This window comes from Mycobacterium mantenii (genome assembly GCF_001667865.1).
GTDB lineage: Bacteria > Actinomycetota > Actinomycetes > Mycobacteriales > Mycobacteriaceae > Mycobacterium > Mycobacterium mantenii_A.
The window spans coordinates 1-19,857 of record NZ_LZJP01000083.1 but is presented as its reverse complement, the minus strand read 5'-3'; the positions used below and the strand labels follow the sequence as shown (position 1 = coordinate 19,857).

Sequence of the window (19,857 nt, the reverse complement as noted above, 5' to 3'; positions counted from 1 at the left end):
CTTGCATGCGGTAGCCTGGCGGGGTGGCGTCCCGCAGGAACTACAACCAGAACTGTCCGATCGCGCGTGGGCTCGACGTCCTGGGCGAGCGGTGGACGTTGTTGATCCTGCGTGAGCTGGTCGGCGGACCGCGCCGCTACGGTGACCTGCGCGACGAACTGCCAGGCATCGCAACGAATCTGCTGGCCGAGCGGCTCAAAGAACTGCAGGAGGCCGGGCTCGTCGACCGTGCCGACCTGCCCGCGCCGATCGGGCGCACCGTCTACACCCTCAGCGACATGGGGTGGCAGCGGGTACTGCCCATCCTGCAGAGCGTCGCGTGGTTCGGGCTGGACCGGCTCGACCCGATCGGGGACGGCCCGGCGACGCCCCTGAACGGCTTCCTCGCCGGCCTCCTGCTGGGCTTCAACTCGGCGCGCGCGGCCGGGTTGGAGGTGACGTGCCGCGCCGAGATCGACGGCCGCAGATTCGAATTCGCGATAACGCAGGGGCGCCTGGCCGCCGCTCGCGGCGAGCCCTCGGTTACGCTCACCGCCGGCGCGACCGATCTGGTGAACGCCCGGCTGGGGTCAACCGAGGCCAAGCGTAAGGCGGCGCTGCGGCGACTTCACTTCGAAGGTGACCTTCAGACCGTCAGTGCGGTGCGTCAGGCGTTTTCGCTATAGGCGTGGGCCAGCACCTCGTCCACCGTCCACTGATCGTTGGCGTGGCTACCGTGCTTGCACGCCACCACGCGGCCGTCGGAGCCGATCAGGAAGTCAGCAGGCAGCCCCAGATGGCCACCGGTCGGATGCAGGTTCGTATTGCCCACCCCTTGGCGGATCCCGAAGGCCAGTGTCGCCGGTGTCAGCGCCCGCGGGTGAAGCACGGACCGCGGTGACGAGCCGACGCCGAATTCGTCGTAGAGCGCCTTGGTAGGGTCGCCGACGATGGGGAACGGCAGTTCGCCGACGTAGCGCCGCAGCTCTTGATCGGTCGAGTGGAATACGACGACCTCGCGGACACCGGCGTTTTGGATCTCATCATGCCGGCGCGCGATCGACTGCAGGTGAACGTTGCAGATGGGGCAGCCGGCGAAACGGCGGAACTGCACATGGACGAGTCGATCGGGATCGGGGACGGGGACCGCTTCGCCGAAGACCGTGACCAGTTCTCGCGCGGCGACGACGCTGCCTGGGCCTATCGCTGAGTGTTTGCTCATGCCCTTCCCAACCAAGGAATGTAAGGGCTGATTCCGAGGGTACGGCCGCACCCGGGCAGCCTCGGGTAGCCACTAAGCTGGCTGCCGTGGAAACCCCCTCGCAGCGGCCCGTGTTGGTCGTCGATTTCGGCGCACAGTATGCGCAGCTGATCGCCCGTCGCGTCCGCGAGGCCCGGGTGTTCTCCGAGGTCATCCCGCACACCACCACGGTCGAGGAGATCAAGGCCCGCGACCCGCTGGCGCTGGTGCTCTCCGGCGGACCGTCCAGCGTGTACGAGCCGGGCGCGCCGCAGCTCGATCCGGCGGTGTTCGACCTCGGGGTGCCGGTGTTCGGCATCTGCTACGGGTTTCAGGCCATGGCGCAGGCCCTCGGCGGCACCGTCGCCCACACCGGAACCAGTGAATACGGTCGTACCGAGCTGAAAGTTCTTGGTGGCGAACTGCATTCGGGGCTGCCGAGTTCGCAGCCGGTATGGATGAGCCACGGTGATGCGGTCACGGCCGCGCCGGACGGGTTCGAGGTGGTGGCCAGCAGCTCCGGTGCCTCGGTGGCCGGCTTCGAGAACCGCCAGCGGCGCCTGGCCGGCGTGCAGTACCACCCGGAGGTGATGCACACCCCGCACGGGCAGCAGGTGCTCAGCCGGTTCCTGCACGACTTCGCCGGGCTGGGCGCGGACTGGACCGCCGCCAACATCGCCAGCGCGCTGGTGGAGCAGGTCCGCGAACAGATCGGCGACGGCCACGCCATCTGCGGACTCTCCGGCGGCGTGGACTCGGCGGTGGCCGCCGCGCTGGTGCAGCGCGCGATCGGCGACCGGCTGACCTGTGTCTTCGTTGACCACGGGCTGTTGCGTGCCGGCGAACGCGCGCAGGTGCAGCGCGATTTCGTCGCCGCCACCGGAGCCAACCTGGTCACCGTCGACGCGGCCGACACCTTCCTGCAGGCGCTGTCGGGAGTGACCAACCCCGAGGGCAAGCGCAAGATCATCGGCCGCCAGTTCATCCGCGCCTTCGAGGGCGCGGTGCGGGATATCTTGAGCGACACCGGGTCTGAGGTCGATTTCCTGGTGCAGGGCACGCTGTACCCGGACGTGGTGGAATCCGGTGGGGGCAGCGGGACCGCCAACATCAAAAGCCACCACAACGTCGGCGGCCTGCCCGACGACCTGAAGTTCAGGCTCGTCGAGCCGCTGCGGCTGCTGTTCAAGGACGAGGTGCGCGCCGTCGGGCGTGAGCTTGGCCTGCCGGAGGAAATCGTTGCGCGTCAACCGTTTCCGGGGCCCGGGCTGGGCATCCGGATCGTCGGTGAGGTCACCGCGCAGCGGTTGGAGACGCTGCGCCGCGCCGACTCGATCGCGCGTGAGGAACTCACCGCCGCCGGCCTGGACAACCTGATCTGGCAGTGCCCGGTGGTGCTGCTGGGCGAGGTCCGCTCGGTCGGTGTGCAGGGCGACAACCGCACCTACGGGCACCCGATCGTGCTGCGGCCGGTGTCCAGCGAGGACGCCATGACCGCCGACTGGACCCGGGTGCCCTACGAGGTGCTGGAGCGCATCTCGACCCGCATCACCAACGAGGTGGCCGAGGTCAACCGCGTGGTGCTGGACATCACCAGCAAACCCCCCGGCACCATCGAGTGGGAGTAGCCGGCCCGGCCTGATTTCGGTTGAAAATGCGGCCACAGGCCACCCATCAGCCCCACCAGTATCGATCGCATAACGCTGCCCCTCGCGTCGCTTGACGGTTGTCGGAGGGCGGGTGTTTACTTCGAAATGTATCGAACATACATTCGAATACACTCCCCGGAAGCTCCCGGAAAGCGGGTGATAGGAGGCTGTCATGACCGCGGCTTTTGCCTCCAGTCACCGCCAAGAAACCCGTGCTGAACAGCTAGAATCGCTTCGCCGACGGATGGCGAGCATCTCCGGGAAGAGCGGGCCGGCCGCCGCCGTGCCCGCCGAGGACCTGCTGCCGGACTCGGAGTCCCAGTTGGTGCTTCCGCAGTGGCTGGCCGAGCTGCTGCCCGCGCCGGTGCCGCGGGGAACGGTCGCGGTGCTCTCGGGGGCTCGGTCGCTGTTGTTGAGCATGGTGGCCGCGGTCACGGCGGCCGGTGGCAACGCCGCAATCGTCGGCCAGCCGGACATCGGGCTGCTGGCCGCCGCGGAGATGGGGGCGGACCTGAGCCGGCTCGCGGTGATCCCGGATCCCGGAACCGATCCGGTGGAGGTGGCCGCGGTGCTCGTCGACGGCATGGATCTGGTGGTGCTGGGGCTGGGCGGGCGCCGGGTGCCGCCCAGTCGGGCGCGGGCGGTGGTGGCCCGCGCCCGGAACAGGGGCTGCACCCTGTTGGTCACCGGCGGTGATTGGCAGGGCGCGCCGACGCGCCTTGCCGCCCGGGTCTGCGGTTATGACATCACTCCGGGTGATCGGGGGGCGCCCGTCCCTGGATTCGGCCGGATCGCGGCGGTGCGGCTGCAGGTCAGCGGGATGTGTGCGGGACGACGGGTGACGGCCCGAGCGCGAGCGGGGTAAAGCCGTGGTATCCCCTTCTGGTTCAAGGGCTTTGGCGATCTGGTGCATGGATTGGCCCGCGGTCGCGGCGGCGGCGGCCGCAGGCCTGTCCGCCTCCACCCCGATCGCGGTCACGTTGGCCAATCGGGTGATCGCCTGCTCGTCGGCCGCCCGCGCGGCGGGAGTGCGGCGGGGGCTGCGACGCCGGGAGGCGGCGGCCCGGTGCCCGCAACTGCACGTCACCGCCGCCGACGCGGACCGCGACGCCCGCTTCTTCGAAGCGGTGATCGCGTCGGTGGACGACCTGGTGCCCCGCGCCGAGGTGCTGCGGCCCGGCCTGCTGGTGTTGCCGGTACGAGGGGCGGCCCGCTATTTCGGCTCCGAGGCCGACGCCGCCGAACGGCTGATCGACGCGGTGGCTGCGGCCGGCGCCGAGTGCCAGGCCGGGATCGCCGACCAGTTGTCCACCGCGGTCTTCGCGGCGCGGGCGGGCCGCGTCGTCGAGCCGGGAGGCGACGCGAGGTTTTTGTCGGTGCTGTCCATCCGCCAACTCGCCACCGAGCCGAGCCTGTCCGGCGCGGGCCGCGAAGAACTGACGGACCTGTTGTGGCGGATGGGGATTCGCACCATCGGGCAGTTCGCCGCGCTGGCGCGCAGCGACGTGGCCTCCAGGTTCGGCGCCGACGGCGTGGCCGCACACCGGTTGGCCCGCGGCGAACCCGAACGGCCGCCGTCGGGCCGGGAACCACCGGCCGAGCTCGAGGCCGTGCTGGACTGCGATCCGCCGATCGACCGGGTTGATGCCGCGGCGTTCGCCGGGCGCTCACTGGCCGGCAGGTTGCATCAGACGCTGATGGCCGCCGGCGTGGGATGCACCCGGCTCGCCATCCACGCCGTCACCGCCAACGGCGAAGAACTGCACCGGGTGTGGCGGTGCGCCGAGCCGTTGACCGAGGACGCCACCGCCGACCGGGTGCGCTGGCAGCTCGACGGCTGGTTGAGCAGCCGCACGGCGCGCAATCCCCGCCCGACGGCCGCGGTGACGCTGTTGCGGCTCAACGCGGTCGAGGTGGTGTCGGCCGAGGCGTTGCAGCTGCCGCTCTGGGGCGGCTTGGGCGAGGAGGACAGGCTGCGGGCCCGCCGCGCCCTGGTGCGGGTGCAGGGCCTGCTCGGCCCGGAGGCGGTGCGAGTGCCGGTGCTGTCCGGCGGGCGGGGCCCGGCCGAACGCATCACGCTGATCCCGCTCGGCGACGAGCCGGTACCGCGCGTAGATTCCGAGCTGCCGTGGCCCGGCCGGCTGCCCGAGCCGTCACCGGCGGTGCTGCTCGACGATCCGGTGGAACTGCTTGACGCCCAAGGAAACCGGATAAGAGTGACCATCAGGGGACTGTTCTCCGCCGACCCCGCGCGCATGGTTGCCCACGGCCGAGACGAACGGCTGTGCTGGTGGTCGGGGCCCTGGCCGGTCGACGAGCGCTGGTGGGACCCCGACCTGGGCAAGGGCCGCACCGCCCGCGCCCAGGTGTTGCTGGAGAACGAGCGCGCGCTGCTGCTGTGCTATCGCCAGCGGCGCTGGTATGTAGAGGGCAGCTACGAATAATCTACGAAAGTCGTTGTCATTGAGTATATTCGACGCGCCGCAGCGCGTCGGGGGTCAGGTCCTTGAGCGAGGGATATCCGTCGACGGCCATGATCAGGTCCGCCTCGGCCAGCAGCGAGCGCAGCACGTGCACCAGGCCGTCGACGCCACCGACGGCCAGTCCGTAGGCGTAGGGGCGGCCGATCCCCACGGCGGTCGCGCCCAGCGCGAGCGCTTTGATGATGTCGGCGCCGCCGCGCACACCCGAGTCGAACAGCACCGGCATCCCCTCGGCGGCCTCGACCACCCCGGGCAGGCAATCCAAGCAGGACAGCCCGCCGTTGGCTTGCCGTCCGCCATGGTTGGAGCAGTAAATGCCGTCCACACCAATGTCTTTGGCGCGGCGAACGTCGTCGGGATGGCAGATGCCCTTGACCATCAGCGGCAGGCTGGTCTCGGATCGCAGCCACTCCAGGTCGGACCAGCGGAACGGCCCACCGAAGATCGGCAGCTTGCGCACCGCCGCTTCGGTGGCGTCTTCGCCCCGGCTCAGGTTGGCGCGAAAGACCGGGTCGCTGGTGTAGTTGGCCAGGCAGCCACTGGGCACCTGCGGGTAGTTCCCGCCGCTCAGGTCGCGGGGGCGCCAGCCGGTGACCCAGGTGTCGAGGGTGACGGCGATGCCCTTGAAGCCGGCCGCCTCGGCCCGGTGCACCAGGCTGGCGGCCATCTTGCGGTCCGGCGGCGTGTACAGCTGGAAAAACGCCGGCGTATCGCCCAGTTCGGCGGCGAGGTCTTCCATCGGGTCGGCCGACAGTGTCCCCACGAAGAACGGCACGCCCGTGCGGACCGAGGCCCGCGCGCAAAGCATGTCCCCGTGGCCGTCCGGGTCGCACACCCCGATGACGCCGATGGGTGCCATGAATATCGGCGACGGAAACCTCATGCCGAACAACTCGACGGACATATCGCGCTGTTCGGGGGCGATCCCCATGCGCGGGTACAGCCCCCACCGCTTGAAGGCCGCGCAGTTGGCGCGCTGGGTGTGCTCGTCACCGGCGCCGCCCGCCACGTAGCCCAGCACCTTCGGCGTCATCGCCGCCGCCGCCTTGGCCTCCAGCTCCTCGAACCTGATCGGATACTGCGGCTGATTGCCGTGCAGCGACTGGTCGTACAACTCGTTTTGATACTCGGCGAAAGCCATATTGGCTGCTTTACCCCGTGTTTCACCCACCAAACGAGCGCGTGGGGATCCGGCCCGGGGCCGACGCCGGCGTCAGTACCGCCCGAAGGCGATGGCCACGTTGTGTCCGCCGAATCCGAACGAGTTGTTGATCGCGTACTCGTAGTTGCCCGGCCGTGGCTTGCCCGCCACCACGTCCAGGTCGATCTCGGGGTCGAGGTTTTCCAGGTTGAGCGTGGGGGGGACCACCTGGTCGCGCAGCGCGAGCACGGTCAGGATGGATTCCACGGCGCCGACCGCTCCCACCGAGTGGCCCAGGGCGGCTTTGGGTGCGTAGACCGCCGGCTTGTTGCTGCCGAGCGCGTTGTTGATGGCTCTTCCCTCGGCGACGTCACCGACCGAGGTGCCGGCGGCGTGGGCGTTGACGTGGTGGATGTCCGACGGGCTCAGGCCGGCGAGCTGGATGGCGCGGGTCATCGCGTGTCCGGCGCGTTCGCCGGTGGGGTCGGGGGCCATCATCTGGTAGCCGTCGGAGGTGATGCCGGCGCCCATGATGCGGGCCAAAATGTTGGCGCCGCGGGCCTTGGCGTGTTCCTCGGTCTCGATGACCATCAGCGCGCCTGCCTCGCCGAACACCATGCCGGTGCGGTCGCGGTCGAACGGGCGGCAGGCGCCGACCGGGTCGTCGTTGTTGGCCGACATCAGGTCGCACATCTGGGCGAACGCCGCAATCGGCACCGCCTCGATCTTGGCCTCGACGCCACCACAGATGGCGATGTCGGCCTCGCCGAGCACGATGCTGCGCCAGGCCTGCGCGATCCCCTCGGAGCCCGACGCGCACGCCGACCCCAGGGTGATCGCACCGGCCCTGGCGTGCCGCTCCAGCGCCACCGTCGCGGCGGCGCCGTTGGGCATGAACCTCTGGATCCCGAGCGGATAGACGGCCTTCAGGCCGCGCGCGCGCATGTCGTCATAGCTGAAGACCAACTCTTCCGACGGACCCAAACCGGTGCCGATGGACACCAACAAGCGGTTGCCGTCGACCTCGGGATCCCCGATGTTCTCCCAGACCCGCCGGCCCAGGATGATGGCCATCCGCTGCAGGTGAGCGGTCCGACGCAGCTCCACGCGGGTCAACAGACTGTCGAATTCCTCGAGCAGGTGTCCGCCGATGCGCACCGGCAGGTCGAACTCCTCGATGAACGGGTCCTCGAGCCTGCGGATACCACTTTGGCTGTCCAGCAACAGCTTCCAGGTGGTTTCGGCATCGGTTGCCAACGCGGTCGTCATGGCGACGCCAGTGACGACCACATTCGGCAGCGTTTTACCGGTAACCAGCTCCGTCATGACTCGCGAAACCTTTCACTCGCTGCGAGCTGCCAACGCTTGAGGTCGGGCCCCACTCACCCCGTCAAATCATCAAAACATAATCCGCGGTTGTCCCCAACGTAAATGCTTCGGTGCGCCGAGACGCGGACTTTCGTTTGATGGCTTAACAATTCACCCCCTGCGATCACCCGGCGCTGTCGGCACGCACCGCCTGCGCTCGCGCCATCAACCCGCGACCGCCCGGCAGGGCGCCGACGACGGCGCGGGCCAACCGGTCCCGGCCGCGAACACCCTGGGTGCGGACTTTTCCGGCGCTCAGGTGGCGCCAGCCCAGCCCCGCCCAGGACGCGGCGACGGCGGCGTCGATCAGCCCGCCGCGGGCGCGGTGCCGGTCGACCACGGCCAGGCCGAGTGCGGTCGCCGAGTGCACGGTGTCTACCCAGACCCCGGCCGCCAGCACCTCCGGTCCGGGGTCGACTCCCGACAGCAGCGCCTGGGTCAGATGCCGCGCGCCCAGGATCCGGGTGACGACCAGCGCCTTGCGATCGGCTTGCACCCCGTGCAGGTGGCCGAGCACCTCGGCGGGGGCGGCTGGCAGCACCGCGCCCCACCCCGCCCGGATCAGTTCGATCGCACGAATCTTCATCCGACACCCCCTAGTCGACGGGCAAAAGGCCCCACCCGTTCGATGAACCGATCGAAGAACGCCGCCGAATCCACGTCAACCCCGATGAGTGCGTTGGGTTCTCGGCGATCGGACCAGTCGGTCACCGTCATGGCGCGGGTCAGGGTTCCGGTCAGTTCGATGTCCACCGTGGCCGGACGTGTCGCGACGAGCCCGGGATCCAGCGCGACGGCGGCGGCCAGCGGGTCGTGCATGTGTGCCTGATACCCATGGCCGAGTTCGTGATAGGCCTCCAGGTAGAACCGCATCGCGTCCTCGATCACCCGAATCAGCGGGTTGGACGCCGTCGACCGGGTTCCGCGCTCGTCGTGCTCGCTCAGCTGCGTCGTCGTCGCCTGCGCGGCGGCCGCCAGCCGCGCGAGGTGATCCGGCGTCATCGCGACCTTGCGGGTCAGATCCAGGCCGCACAGTATTGGAAGCCGCTGTTGCCCAACGGTTTCCGGACACCAGGCTGCCAGCACCTCGGCCGCCGCCTCGGGATCCACGCTGATGTTCCACTCCGCCACCGCGGTGGTGTTACCCCGATGGTCGTAGGAGCCGCCCATGATCACCAACCGGCGCAGCAAGGTCGGCAGCTCGGGCTCGGCGCGCAGCGCCAGCGCCAGATTGGTCAACGGACCGGTCGCCACGCCGATGAGCTCACCGGGAAAGGCCCGCGCCGCGCGCACCCAGGCGCTCGCCGAGTCGTAGCCGGTGAGCCCGCGCTCGCCCGGCGGCAGGTCGGCATAGCCCAATCCCCTGGGGCCGTGGACTTTTGACGGCAGCCGCATCGGGCCGGTCAGGGTCTGTCCGGAACCCTTGGACACCGGGACGTCGGTGCGTTGGCACAGCGCCAGCAACCCCAGATTGTTTTCGCAAACCTGCTCTACCCCAACGTTTCCCCCGGTCGAGGCGATGCCGACCACTTCGGCGTCCGGGCTGGCGAGCAAATACATCAGCGCCAGCGCATCATCCACGCCGGTATCGACGTCGACGAACACGGGAGAATTCATTGTTTCCAACATACTCAGTTCGGCGACTAGGCTGGCACGATGCCAACAACGTCGGAGCCCCCCGAGGGTGCTGAGTTAACGCCGCACTTCGACGATGTGCAGGCCCACTACGACCTGTCGGATGAGTTCTTCCGGCTATTTCTCGACCCGACCCAGACGTACAGCTGCGCCTACTTCGAGCGCGACGACATGACGCTGGAAGAGGCGCAGATCGCCAAGATCGACCTCGCCCTCGGCAAGCTCGGGCTGCAACCGGGCATGACGTTGCTCGACGTCGGCTGCGGTTGGGGCGCGACCATGATGCGCGCGATGGAAAAGTACGACGTCAACGTCGTCGGCCTCACCCTGAGCCGCAACCAGGCCGACCACGTCGAGGAGCTGCTCGCGAAGTCGCAGAGCCCCCGTTCGGCGCGGATCCTGCTGGAGGGCTGGGAGAAGTTCGACGAGCCGGTCGACCGGATCGTCAGCATCGGCGCGTTCGAGCACTTCGGGCACGAGCGCTACGACGCGTTCTTCACCCTGGCGCACGACCTGCTGCCCGAGGACGGGGTCATGCTGCTGCACACCATCACGGGGCTGCACCCGCGGGAGATGGCCGAGCGTGGCATGCCGCTGTCGTTCGAATTCGCCCGGTTCATCAAATTCATTGTCACCGAGATCTTTCCGGGCGGGCGGCTGCCGTCGATACCGATGGTGGAAGAGCGCGCCACCGCAAACGGTTTCACCGTGACCCGCGTGCAGTCGCTGCAACCGCACTACGCGAAGACGCTCGACATCTGGGCGGCCGCGCTGCAGGCCCATAAGGACGAGGCCATCGCGGTGCAGTCCGAGGAAGTCTACGAGCGGTACATGAAATACCTGACCGGTTGCGCCGACGCATTCCGGATCGGATACATCGACGTCAACCAGTTCACGCTGCAGAAGTGACTACCAGTGCACGCCGGGCACCAGGCGGACCAGCCGCTTGACGCCCCGGGGTGCCCGGATGCCCCGGGTGACGGCGCGCACGGGCCGGCTGGGCTTGCGACGTGCCGTCCGCGGAGCAGCCACCGCCGGCCCCGGTTCGGCGGTCTCCCCGCGCGCCGCGGCCGAATCGGGATAGCCGAGATAGAGCTGGTGCAGAACCCGGCGCGACGTCCGCGGGGCGAAATAATTGCCGGCTTCGGCCAGCGTGCCCAGGGGCGTGTCGATGCGGGCCGGCTTCTCCACCAGGCCGCGCACCACCATCGCCGCCGCGCGTTCGGGGCTGATCGCCGGCACCGGGTTGAGCCGGTGCGACGGCACGATCATCGGGGTGCGCACCAGCGGCATATGGATGTTGGTGAAGGTGATGTGATCGGACAGCACCTCCGAACCCACCACGTCCGAGAACGCGTCCAGCGCGGCCTTGGTCGGCAGGTAGGAGCTGTACTTGGGATTGCGTGCCTGCACCCCGGCGCTCGACACGTTGACCACGTGACCGAATCGGCGCTCGCGCCAATGCGGTAGGAGCGCCAGCACCATCCGCACCGCGCCGAAGTAGTTGACCGCCATCACCCGTTCGTAATCGTGCAGCCGATCGGTGGAGTTGACCACCGAGCGGCGGATCGACCGGCCGGCGTTGTTCACCAGGTAGTCGACATGGTCGAAGCGTCCCAGGATGTCTTTGACGGTGTGTTCCACCGACGCGGAATCGGTGACATCGCAGGTAAAGGCATGGGCGGCACCGCCGTTCGCGCGGATCTCGGCGACCAGCGCATCCAGCGCCTCGCCGTTGCGGGCCAGCGCGAACACCGTGGCCCCACGCTCGGCGATCGCGATGGCCGCCGCCCGGCCGATGCCGCTGGACGCGCCGGTGATGATGACGTGCCGGCCCTGCAACGGTCCCTGCGGATCGTCGCGTCGCGCGCGGTCCGGATCGAGGTGCTCCGCCCAGTACCGCCACAGCTTGGGCGCGTAACCGGAAAACGCAGGAACGCGTATCCCGGTGCCCTGCAAGGCATCCCGGGTCTTCTCGCTGACGAACGTGGGCGCCAGGTCGACGACGTCGAACACCTCGGCGGGGATGCCGAGCTGGGTGGCCGCCATGTTGCGCACCACTTTGGCGCGCCCGCGCACGTTGAGCACCGGGGCGGCCACCGAACGCGGCAGCGACCCGCGCAGCGGCGGCAGCCCCGCCGCCTTGGCCACGCCGCGGTAGATGCCGCGCAAGCCGATGGTTTTCTGGGCGGTCAGGTGGAACGTCTGCCCGTCGCGGCCCACGGCGTGCATCAGCGCGACCAGCGCGTCGACGACGTAGTCGACCGGGACGATGTTGGTGCGACCGGTGTCGGGCAGCAGGATCGGGGTCAGCGACGGCAGCACCGCCAGCTTGGCCAGCACCCCGAAGAAGTAGTACGGCCCGTCCACCTTGTCCATCTCGCCGGTGCGGGAGTCGCCCACCACCACCGCCGGGCGGTAGATGCGATGCCGCAGCCCGGTCGCCGAGCGCACCAGCAACTCGGCCTCGAACTTGGTCTGGTGATACGGCGTCGGCAGCTGCTGGCCCACGTCGAAGTCGTCCTCGGTGTACTCGCCGGCGAAATCACCCGCCACGGCGATCGACGACACGTGGTGCAGCGTCGCGTCCAGGCGCTGCGCCAGCCCGATCACCGCGCGGGTGCCCTCGACGTTGCTGGCCCGCTGCTCGGGCTCGGCGGCGGTGATGTCGTAGATCGCCGCACAGTGCACCACGTGATCGATCTCGCCCAGCTCGGCGAGGTCCGCGTCGCTCAGCTCCAGCTCCGGCAGCGCGGCGACCAGCGGCTTGACCCGCTCACCCCAGTCTGCGGCGAGCCGCTCGAAGCGGCCCAGCGACGGCCGTCGCACCAGCACCCACACCCGCGCATCGGGCCGGGATTCCAGAAGACGAGACACGATCCGGCGACCAATAAACCCGGTACCGCCGGTAACGACATACCGCATGAAGCAATGGTAGCCGCACCCGTCAAGCGCTACTGACCAGGTCAGTTGCGGAAGTCGCGGATCCCGTCCCAGTCGACCAGCGTCCAGCCGGTCATCGGGTTACCGCTGATCACCACGCGACCCGTGTTGGGTATCGGGTGGGTGTTCATCAGGCTGTCCTTGGCGTTCTGGGCGTTCATCAGCGTCCACACCATGATCGAGTTCAGATGCGAGAACACCACCGGGTTGCGGTGGCCGCTGTTGTAGACCTTGTTGACGGCCGCGGTGAACTGCTCGTTGAACTCTTTGCCGCTGATCGAGCCGGGGATGCTGTTGGACGTGTCGCCGTTGATCCAGTTCACCGGCGCCAACATGTACGTCGACTTCGCCATCGACTCGGGTTTGCCGTTGTACCAGCCGGCGTTGATCTCCTGGACGCCGGGCAGGACCTCGACCTGCTTGCCGAGTTCGGCGGCCAGCGGCGCGGCGGTCTGCTGCGCCCGGGTCATGGTGGAGGCGTAGACGGCGTCGTAGTCCTTGCGGCCCAGTTGGTGCGCGAGCTGTTCGGCCTGCCCTTTGCCCTCCGGGGTCAGGCCCGGGCCAGGCACCTCGGTGTCGATGGTGCCGCTGGCGTTGGCCTCCGACTGGGCGTGCCGGATGAACGTCACCGTGATGGACCGCGCCTGCGGGGAGCCGCCGCAACCGGCGACGATCATCGTGGCGGTGAGTGCGGCCAGCGCTATCGCGGCCTTTCGGATCATGCTGCGCTTGGGCATGTCGATTAGCCTGCCCTGCCGACGCCTTCGGTGGGAAGGGTTTGCGATGGTTACGTGCAGAAAATCCTCGAAAGGAGACTTCCATGGCGATTGATCCGAGTGCCGTCGGCGCGGTCACCGAGCCCATGCAGTTCGAATGGAACGACCGGGACACGCTGCTCTACGCGCTCGGTGTCGGCGCCGGGATCGACGACCTGGCTTTCACCACCGAGAACAGCCACGACATCGACCAACAGGTGCTGCCCACCTACGCCGTGATCTGCTGCCCGGCCTTCGGCGCGGCCGGCCTGGTCGGAAAGTTCAACTGGGCCATGCTGTTACACGGATCGCAGAGCATCCGCCTGCATGCGCCGCTGCCGCCCGCGGGAAAGCTTTCGGTGGTTTCCGAGGTCGCCGACATCCAGGACAAGGGCGAGGGCAAGAACGCGATTTTGGTGTTGCGCGGCCGGGGCACCGAGCCGGAGTCCGGGCAGCTGATCGCCGAGACGCTCACCACCCTGGTCATCCGCGGCGAGGGCGGCTTCGGGGGCATGCCGGGTCAGCGGCCGGTGGCACCCGAATTCCCGGACCGCGAGCCCGACGCCCGCATCGCCCTGCCCACCCGCGAAGACCAGGCGCTGATCTACCGGCTCTCCGGTGACCGCAACCCGCTGCACAGCGACCCGTGGTTCGCCCGCGAGATGGCCGGCTTCCCCAAGCCGATCCTGCACGGGCTGTGCAGCTACGGGGTGGCGGGTCGCGCGCTGGTGGCCGAGCTCGGCCAGGGCGTCGCGGCCAACGTCACCTCGATCGCCGCGCGGTTCACCTCGCCGGTGTTCCCGGGTGAGACGTTGACCACGCTGATCTGGCGCACCGAGCCGGGCAAGGCGGTCTTCCGCACCGAGGCTTCGGGTGCCGAAGGGTCGGAGGCCGGTCGGGTGGTGCTTGATGACGGCGCGGTGGAATACGCCTAGCCCTGATGGCGGCGGCCCGCTGCGCCCGGCTGCGCCGCGCTTGCGACCGCCGCTAGCGCGCCAGCTGATCGGCCAGCCGGCCGGTGAATTCGGCGGCCCGGGTGGGACTGTCCAGCGCGAACAGCGCCGCGGTGGCGCGGTCGCCGTCGTCGCTGTGCCGCACCAGGATCGGCACGCCATCGGCGCGCACCGCATCGAACGCGTCCTCGTCGGTGATGTCGTCGCCGAGGTAGACCGGCGTCAGCGGACCCGACTCGGCCTCATGCAGGTGGTCGATCACCCAGCGCAGCGTTTTCCCCTTGTCCCAGTCCAGGTCTGGGCGCAGCTCGATGACCTCGCGGCCGGTGGTCACCCGAAGCGCGTCGCGGCGCCCGGCGGCGCGCACCGCCGCCAGCACCTCACCGACGCGGTCACGCGCGGCATTGCGGTAGTGCACGGCGACCCCGAATCGCTTGTGCTCCACCACAACACCGGGGATCACGCCCAGCCGGTCGCGCAGCTGCCCGGCCGCCTGTTCGAGCACCGGGATGGCGGCGGCCGCGTCGTCGTTCTGATGGTGACTGCCGTCCGGTGCGGTCAGCTCGAAACCATGGCTACCCGCATACCAGATACCCGGTACGCCAACGCGTTTCGTCACGTCGGCCAGGTCGCGGCCGGACAGCACCGCGACCGGGCAGCGGGTGGCCAGCTTGCCCAGCGCCTCGGTGGCCCCGGCGACGGGCCGTGCCGCGTCCGGATCGTCGACGATGTCCGAGAGCGTGCCGTCGAAATCGAAGAACACGGCCGGTCGCCGGGTGGCCGGGCCATCGGGGGTGCCTATCAGGGCCTGCACTGCATCGGGCAGCTGCGACATCCGGTGATCCCCGGTCCGCACGGTGATGTCGTCGAGGTCGCCGACCACCGCGTCGGCCCCGGCCTCGCCCAGTGCGTCGCCCTGCCCGGCCGGGCCGACGCCGATCACCAACGCGAACCCCGCGGCGCGCGCGGCCTCGACGCCCGCGGCGTCCCCGGCGACCACGACGCAGCGGCCGGGGCGCACCGTCAACCGGTCGGCCGCCTGCACCGGGCCGTCGGCCGCGATGACGGCAGTGCCCACCCCGGTCTCCCGCAGTTGGGTGGCCAACGCCGAGCCGAGCGCGCCGTCGGCGTCGAACAGCACCGCGTCATGGCGGCGCGGGTCGATGATGACCGGCCCCGACTTGCCCATGACCAACCTTCTCACGGTGGTTGGTCTTTCGGCGAACGGGTCAGTGGCGCGCGTGCCCCGGCGCCGACGGATGCGTCGGCGGCACGGGGCGGACCACCGGGCGCGCGGGACGCTTGCGCCCGTTGAACAGCAGCACGGAGTCTTCGCCGAGCGCCACCAGCCGCGCCATGCCCAGCTCGATGCCGGCGGCCAGCTGCTTGACGTCGAACGCGTCGCCCTGTTCGGCGGTGATCCCGAAGACCAGTTCGTCGCCGTAACTCAACACCGCGACGCCGGTGTGCAGCGCCGTGGCGGTCGGGGGGATCGGCAGCAGCCGTTCCAGCGTCTGGCCCATCACCTGAAGCCGACGGCGCGGGCCCGGCGCGTTGGTGGCCAACGTTACGATGGCGCGCTGCGGCAGGCGGGATAACAACTGTAAGACGTTGCTGCGCAACACGGTTGGCAGGAATCCGATCGCCGACTCCACCATGCCGGCCGGTCGCGGCTGGGCGCTTTGCTTGGCCTGCCACCTGGTGTGCACCGTCTGCAAGCGCCGCACCGGGTCGTCGTGTTCGACGGGCAGGTGCGAGAGCATGGCCGAGCGGACCGGCATCGGCGCCAGGGTGCGCAGCGAGTCGGCCCGCGGCTCCTCGCCGCGGCCGAGCAGCGCCGTGCGGAACCCCTCGGTGATGGCGGCGAGCGCAACATCGTTGGCGCTGACTTTGAACTTGCGGCAGACGCTGTCGACGTCGGCGATCGGGACGCGCACGGTGCTATAGCGCTGCGACGTGGTGGCCGCGTCGGTGCACACGGCCGGCCACATCGCACCGAGGAGGGCGCAGGTGACGTTGCCGGCGACCGACGACGCCCGCCACAGCGCCTCCGCCCAGCCCGGTTTGCCCACCGGCGGTGGGCAAACCTGCTTGCCCGCAGCGTTGTTGGCGAAGGTGTCGGCGTCGGCGTCGTCGCACAGCCGGCTGATCAGGCGCGCGGCCGAGTTGCCGTCGAACAGGCCGTGATGGGTTTTCATCAGGATCGCCCACCGATTGCCCTTCAGGCCTTCGATGACCCAGCACTCCCACGGCGGGCGGTCCAGGTCCAGGGGCCGTTCCAGGGCGTAGGCGATGGCCCGGGACAGCTCGGCCTCGTCGCCGGGGCGGGGAATCGCCACTCGGCGCACGTGGTGGGCCAGGTTGAAGTCGGGGCAGTCGACCCACGCCTGGTTCAGCGGATGCGCGCGGAGCAGCTGCGTGCAACGCGCGATCGGCTGGATACGTTCCGCCAGAAGGCGTTTCAGCCGCTCGTAGTCGGGCGCGACGCCGCCGACGATGGCGACCGCCCCGATCGCCAGGCTCGCGTGCTGATCCGGGTCATGGGCTTGAAGGAATGCCGTATCCAGTGTCTGTGCCATGCCCGGTCCCCGTGTAGTCCGCTTCGTTGAACTTGTGCCAGTATCGGCGCAACGCGTGATCCGCGGTAGTCCCGCAGCATTAAGAGCTTGTTTAGGAGTTGAAGATCGGTTTAACAACGGTTGTACTGAGCCGGAGGTTGAATCGAACATCAGTTCGATATACTCGGGCGGGTGGGCTGGTTTAACGGGCCGCCGAGTTGGGCGGAAATGGAGCGGGTGCTCGACAGCAAGCCGCGCCATGCCGGCGTGCCGGTGGTGCCCGGGGAGGACGCCCCACTGTCGCACAAGCGTGGAACCTACCGGCCTCCGGATGACGGCCGGGCGCCCCGCTCGTCCGTCGCTTATGCCGAACTGCACGCGCATTCGGCGTTCAGCTTCCTGGACGGGGCGAGCACGCCCGAGGAGCTGGCCGAGGAGGCGGCCCGGCTGGACCTGCGCGCCCTGGCGCTCACCGATCACGACGGCCTGTACGGGGCGGTGCGGTTCGCCGAAGCGGCGGCCGAACTCGACCTGCGCACCGTGTTCGGTGCCGAACTGTCGCTTGGCCCGGGTGCCCGCACCGAGCAGCCGGATCCGCCCGGCCCGCACCTGCTGGTGCTGGCCCGCGGGGCGGAGGGCTACCGGCGGTTGTCGCGGCAACTGGCCGCGGCGCATCTGGCCGGCGGTGAGAAGGGCAAGCCACGTTACGATGTCGACACGCTGACCGAGGCCGCCGGCGGGCACTGGCACATCCTGACCGGCTGTCGCAAAGGGCATGTGCGACAAGCGCTTTCCCAGGGCGGCCGACCGGCGGCCGAGCGGGCGCTGGCCGACCTGGTGGACCGGTTCGGCGCCCACCGGGTCAGCATCGAGCTGACCCATCACGGTCAACCGCTCGACGACGAACGCAATGCCGCGCTGGCCGCGCTGGCCCCACGCTTCGGGGTCGGCGTCGTCGCCACCACCGGCGCGCATTTCGCGGCGCCGTCGCGGCGCCGGCTGGCCATGGCGATGGGAGCCATCCGGGCACGGCAGTCCCTGGATTCGGCCGCCGGATGGCTGGCCCCGCTGGGCGGTTCGCACCTGCGCTCCGGCGCGGAGATGGCCCGGCTGTTCGCCCAGCGGCCCGACGTGGTGGCCGCGGCCGCCGACCTGGGTGAGCAGTGCGCGTTCGGGCTGGCGCTCATCGCGCCGCAGCTGCCGCCGTTCGACGTGCCCGCCGGGCACACCGAGGACAGCTGGCTGCGGCAGTTGACCATGGCCGGCGCGCGCGACCGCTACGGATCGGCCGAAAGTGCGCCGCGCGCGTATGCCCAGATCGAGCACGAGCTGAAAGTCATTGCCCAGCTGACATTTCCAGGGTATTTCCTGGTGGTGCACGACATCGCCCGGTTCTGCCGGGACAACAACATCCTGTGCCAGGGCAGGGGATCGGCCGCCAACTCCGCGGTCTGTTACGCCCTCGGCGTCACCGCCGTCGACCCGGTGGCCAACGAGCTGCTGTTCGAGCGTTTTCTGTCGCCGGCCCGCGACGGGCCGCCCGACATCGACATGGACATCGAGTCCGATCAGCGCGAAAAAGTGATCCAGTACGTCTACGACAAATACGGCCGCGACTACGCCGCCCAGGTCGCCAACGTCATCACCTACCGGGGCAAGATCGCGGTGCGCGACATGGCCCGCGCCCTGGGCTTCTCGCAGGGCCAGCAGGACGCGTGGAGCAAGCAGATCAGTCACTGGAGCGGGCTGGCCGACTCACCCGATGTCGACGGCATCCCCGAACCGGTGATCGATCTGGCCAACCAGATCCGGAACCTGCCGCGGCACATGGGGATTCATTCCGGTGGCATGGTGATCTGTGACCGCCCGATCGCCGACGTGTGTCCGGTGGAGTGGGCGCGCATGGAGAATCGCAGTGTCCTGCAGTGGGACAAAGACGACTGTGCGGCAATCGGTTTGGTGAAGTTCGACCTGCTCGGGCTGGGCATGCTCTCGGCGCTGCACTATGCCATCGACCTGGTTGCCGAGCACAAGGGGATCGAGGTGGACCTGGCCCGCCTCGACCTCTCCGAGCCGGCGGTGTACGAGATGCTGGCCCGCGCCGATTCCGTCGGCGTGTTCCAGGTGGAGTCGCGCGCGCAGATGGCCACCCTGCCGCGGCTGAAGCCGCGGGTGTTCTACGACCTGGTGGTGGAGGTCGCGCTGATCCGCCCCGGCCCCATCCAGGGCGGCTCGGTGCATCCCTACATCCGGCGGCGCAACGGCCTGGACCCGGTGCTCTACGACCACCCGTCCATGGAGCCGGCGCTGCGAAAGACGCTGGGAGTGCCGCTCTTTCAGGAGCAATTGATGCAGCTCGCGGTCGACTGCGCCGGATTCTCGGCCGCCGAGGCCGATCAGCTGCGCCGCGCCATGGGCTCCAAGCGATCGACCGAACGCATGCGCCGGCTGCGCGGCCGGTTCTACGAGGGCATGCGCGCGCTGCACGGCGCCGACGACGAGGTGATCGACCGCACCTACGAAAAGCTGGAGGCCTTCGCCAATTTCGGCTTCCCGGAAAGCCATGCGCTGAGCTTCGCGTCGCTGGTGTTCTACTCGTCGTGGTTCAAGCTGCACCACCCGGCGGCGTTCTGCGCGGCGCTGCTGCGCGCCCAGCCGATGGGGTTCTACTCGCCGCAGTCGCTGGTGGCCGATGCGCGCCGGCACGGCGTGACGGTGCACGGCCCGGACGTCAACGCCAGCCTGGCGCACGCCACCCTCGAGAACGCCGGGACGGAGGTCCGCCTCGGTCTGGGTGCGGTCCGCCACATCGGCGACGATCTGGCCGAACAACTCGTCGACGAGCGAAAAGCCAACGGCCCGTTCACGTCTCTGCTGGACCTGACGACCCGGTTGCAGCTCTCGGTGCCGCAGACCGAGGCGCTGGCGACGGCGGGGGCGCTGGGCTGCTTCGACATGTCCCGGCGCGAGGCGTTGTGGGCGGCCGGGGCGGCGGCCACCCAGCGGCCGGGCCGGCTGCCCGGGGTGGGGTCGTCCTCGCACATCCCGGCGCTGCCCGGGATGAGCGAGCTGGAGCTGGCCGCCGCCGACGTGTGGGCCACCGGCGTCTCCCCGGACAGTTACCCGACGCAGTTCCTGCGGGCCGACCTGGAC

16 protein-coding genes are annotated in these 19,857 nt (G+C 69.4%); 7 read left to right on the top strand and 9 right to left on the bottom strand.

Features of this window, described 5'->3' with window-relative positions; translation table 11 throughout:
• Positions 1-23: 23 nt before the first annotated feature.
• Positions 24-665 (top strand): winged helix-turn-helix transcriptional regulator, encoded by a 642-nt coding sequence (locus A5688_RS12725; RefSeq protein ID WP_067911098.1) that lies wholly within the window; start codon positions 24-26, stop codon positions 663-665.
• Here the strand turns inward: A5688_RS12725 and A5688_RS12720 are convergent.
• Positions 647-1,201 (bottom strand): peroxiredoxin-like family protein, encoded by a 555-nt coding sequence (locus A5688_RS12720; protein ID WP_067911100.1) that lies wholly within the window; start codon positions 1,199-1,201, stop codon positions 647-649. The two genes, A5688_RS12725 and A5688_RS12720, sit on opposite strands and share 19 nt — an antisense overlap.
• 86 nt (positions 1,202-1,287) lie before the next feature.
• Between A5688_RS12720 and guaA the strand changes: the two genes are divergently transcribed.
• The 3 genes from guaA to A5688_RS12705 all read left to right on the top strand — a co-directional run bounded on the left by guaA (position 1,288) and on the right by A5688_RS12705 (position 5,312).
• On the top strand, positions 1,288-2,847 hold the full coding sequence (guaA, locus tag A5688_RS12715) for a glutamine-hydrolyzing GMP synthase (RefSeq protein WP_067834062.1): 1,560 nt from the start codon (positions 1,288-1,290) through the stop codon (positions 2,845-2,847).
• Positions 2,848-3,040: 193 nt separating this feature from the next.
• Positions 3,041-3,733 (top strand): hypothetical protein, encoded by a 693-nt coding sequence (locus A5688_RS12710; protein WP_067911102.1) that lies wholly within the window; start codon positions 3,041-3,043, stop codon positions 3,731-3,733.
• Positions 3,734-3,779: 46 nt separating this feature from the next.
• On the top strand, positions 3,780-5,312 hold the full coding sequence (locus A5688_RS12705) for a DNA polymerase Y family protein (RefSeq protein WP_068268181.1): 1,533 nt from the start codon (positions 3,780-3,782) through the stop codon (positions 5,310-5,312).
• Between the two features lie 16 nt (positions 5,313-5,328).
• Here the strand turns inward: A5688_RS12705 and A5688_RS12700 are convergent, their stop codons facing one another.
• The 4 genes from A5688_RS12700 to A5688_RS12685 form a co-directional block, all read right to left on the bottom strand.
• Positions 5,329-6,492 (bottom strand): alpha-hydroxy-acid oxidizing protein, encoded by a 1,164-nt coding sequence (locus tag A5688_RS12700; protein WP_067911106.1) that lies wholly within the window; start codon positions 6,490-6,492, stop codon positions 5,329-5,331.
• 72 nt (positions 6,493-6,564) lie between these two features.
• Positions 6,565-7,818 (bottom strand): 3-oxoacyl-ACP synthase KasB, encoded by a 1,254-nt coding sequence (gene kasB, locus A5688_RS12695; RefSeq protein WP_067834070.1) that lies wholly within the window; start codon positions 7,816-7,818, stop codon positions 6,565-6,567.
• Between the two features lie 166 nt (positions 7,819-7,984).
• On the bottom strand, positions 7,985-8,446 hold the full coding sequence (locus tag A5688_RS12690; protein WP_068268180.1) for a hypothetical protein: 462 nt from the start codon (positions 8,444-8,446) through the stop codon (positions 7,985-7,987).
• Complete coding sequence (locus A5688_RS12685) at positions 8,443-9,477, bottom strand: nucleoside hydrolase (protein WP_067911116.1); 1,035 nt, start codon at positions 9,475-9,477, stop codon at positions 8,443-8,445. Before A5688_RS12685 ends, A5688_RS12690 begins: the two co-directional genes overlap by 4 nt.
• 39 nt (positions 9,478-9,516) lie before the next feature.
• On the opposite strand from A5688_RS12685, the gene cmaA1 reads away from it, so the two are divergent.
• Positions 9,517-10,404 carry a cyclopropane mycolic acid synthase CmaA1 gene (cmaA1, locus tag A5688_RS12680; protein WP_067834077.1) on the top strand — a complete coding sequence of 296 codons (888 nt, stop codon included), beginning with the start codon at positions 9,517-9,519 and terminating at the stop codon, positions 10,402-10,404.
• Here cmaA1 and A5688_RS12675 read toward each other — a convergent pair whose 3' ends face one another.
• Positions 10,405-12,420, bottom strand: a complete 2,016-nt coding sequence (locus tag A5688_RS12675; RefSeq protein ID WP_067911120.1) for an SDR family oxidoreductase — start codon at positions 12,418-12,420, stop codon at positions 10,405-10,407.
• 41 nt (positions 12,421-12,461) lie between these two features.
• Complete coding sequence (locus A5688_RS12670) at positions 12,462-13,175, bottom strand: histidine phosphatase family protein (protein WP_067834081.1); 714 nt, start codon at positions 13,173-13,175, stop codon at positions 12,462-12,464.
• A gap of 83 nt (positions 13,176-13,258) precedes the next feature.
• Between A5688_RS12670 and A5688_RS12665 the strand changes: the two genes are divergently transcribed.
• Positions 13,259-14,128 (top strand): MaoC family dehydratase, encoded by an 870-nt coding sequence (locus A5688_RS12665; protein WP_067911122.1) that lies wholly within the window; start codon positions 13,259-13,261, stop codon positions 14,126-14,128.
• Between the two features lie 52 nt (positions 14,129-14,180).
• Here the strand turns inward: A5688_RS12665 and otsB are convergent, their stop codons facing one another.
• Positions 14,181-15,335 carry a trehalose-phosphatase gene (gene otsB, locus A5688_RS12660; protein WP_067911123.1) on the bottom strand — a complete coding sequence of 385 codons (1,155 nt, stop codon included), beginning with the start codon at positions 15,333-15,335 and terminating at the stop codon, positions 14,181-14,183.
• 40 nt (positions 15,336-15,375) lie between these two features.
• Positions 15,376-16,725: a wax ester/triacylglycerol synthase domain-containing protein gene (locus A5688_RS12655; RefSeq protein ID WP_067911125.1), complete on the bottom strand. Its 1,350-nt coding sequence runs from the start codon at positions 16,723-16,725 to the stop codon at positions 15,376-15,378.
• Positions 16,726-16,896: 171 nt separating this feature from the next.
• Between A5688_RS12655 and A5688_RS12650 the strand changes: the two genes are divergently transcribed.
• Positions 16,897-19,857: error-prone DNA polymerase (locus A5688_RS12650; protein WP_067834110.1), on the top strand; the 2,961-nt coding region annotated here is incomplete at its 3' end.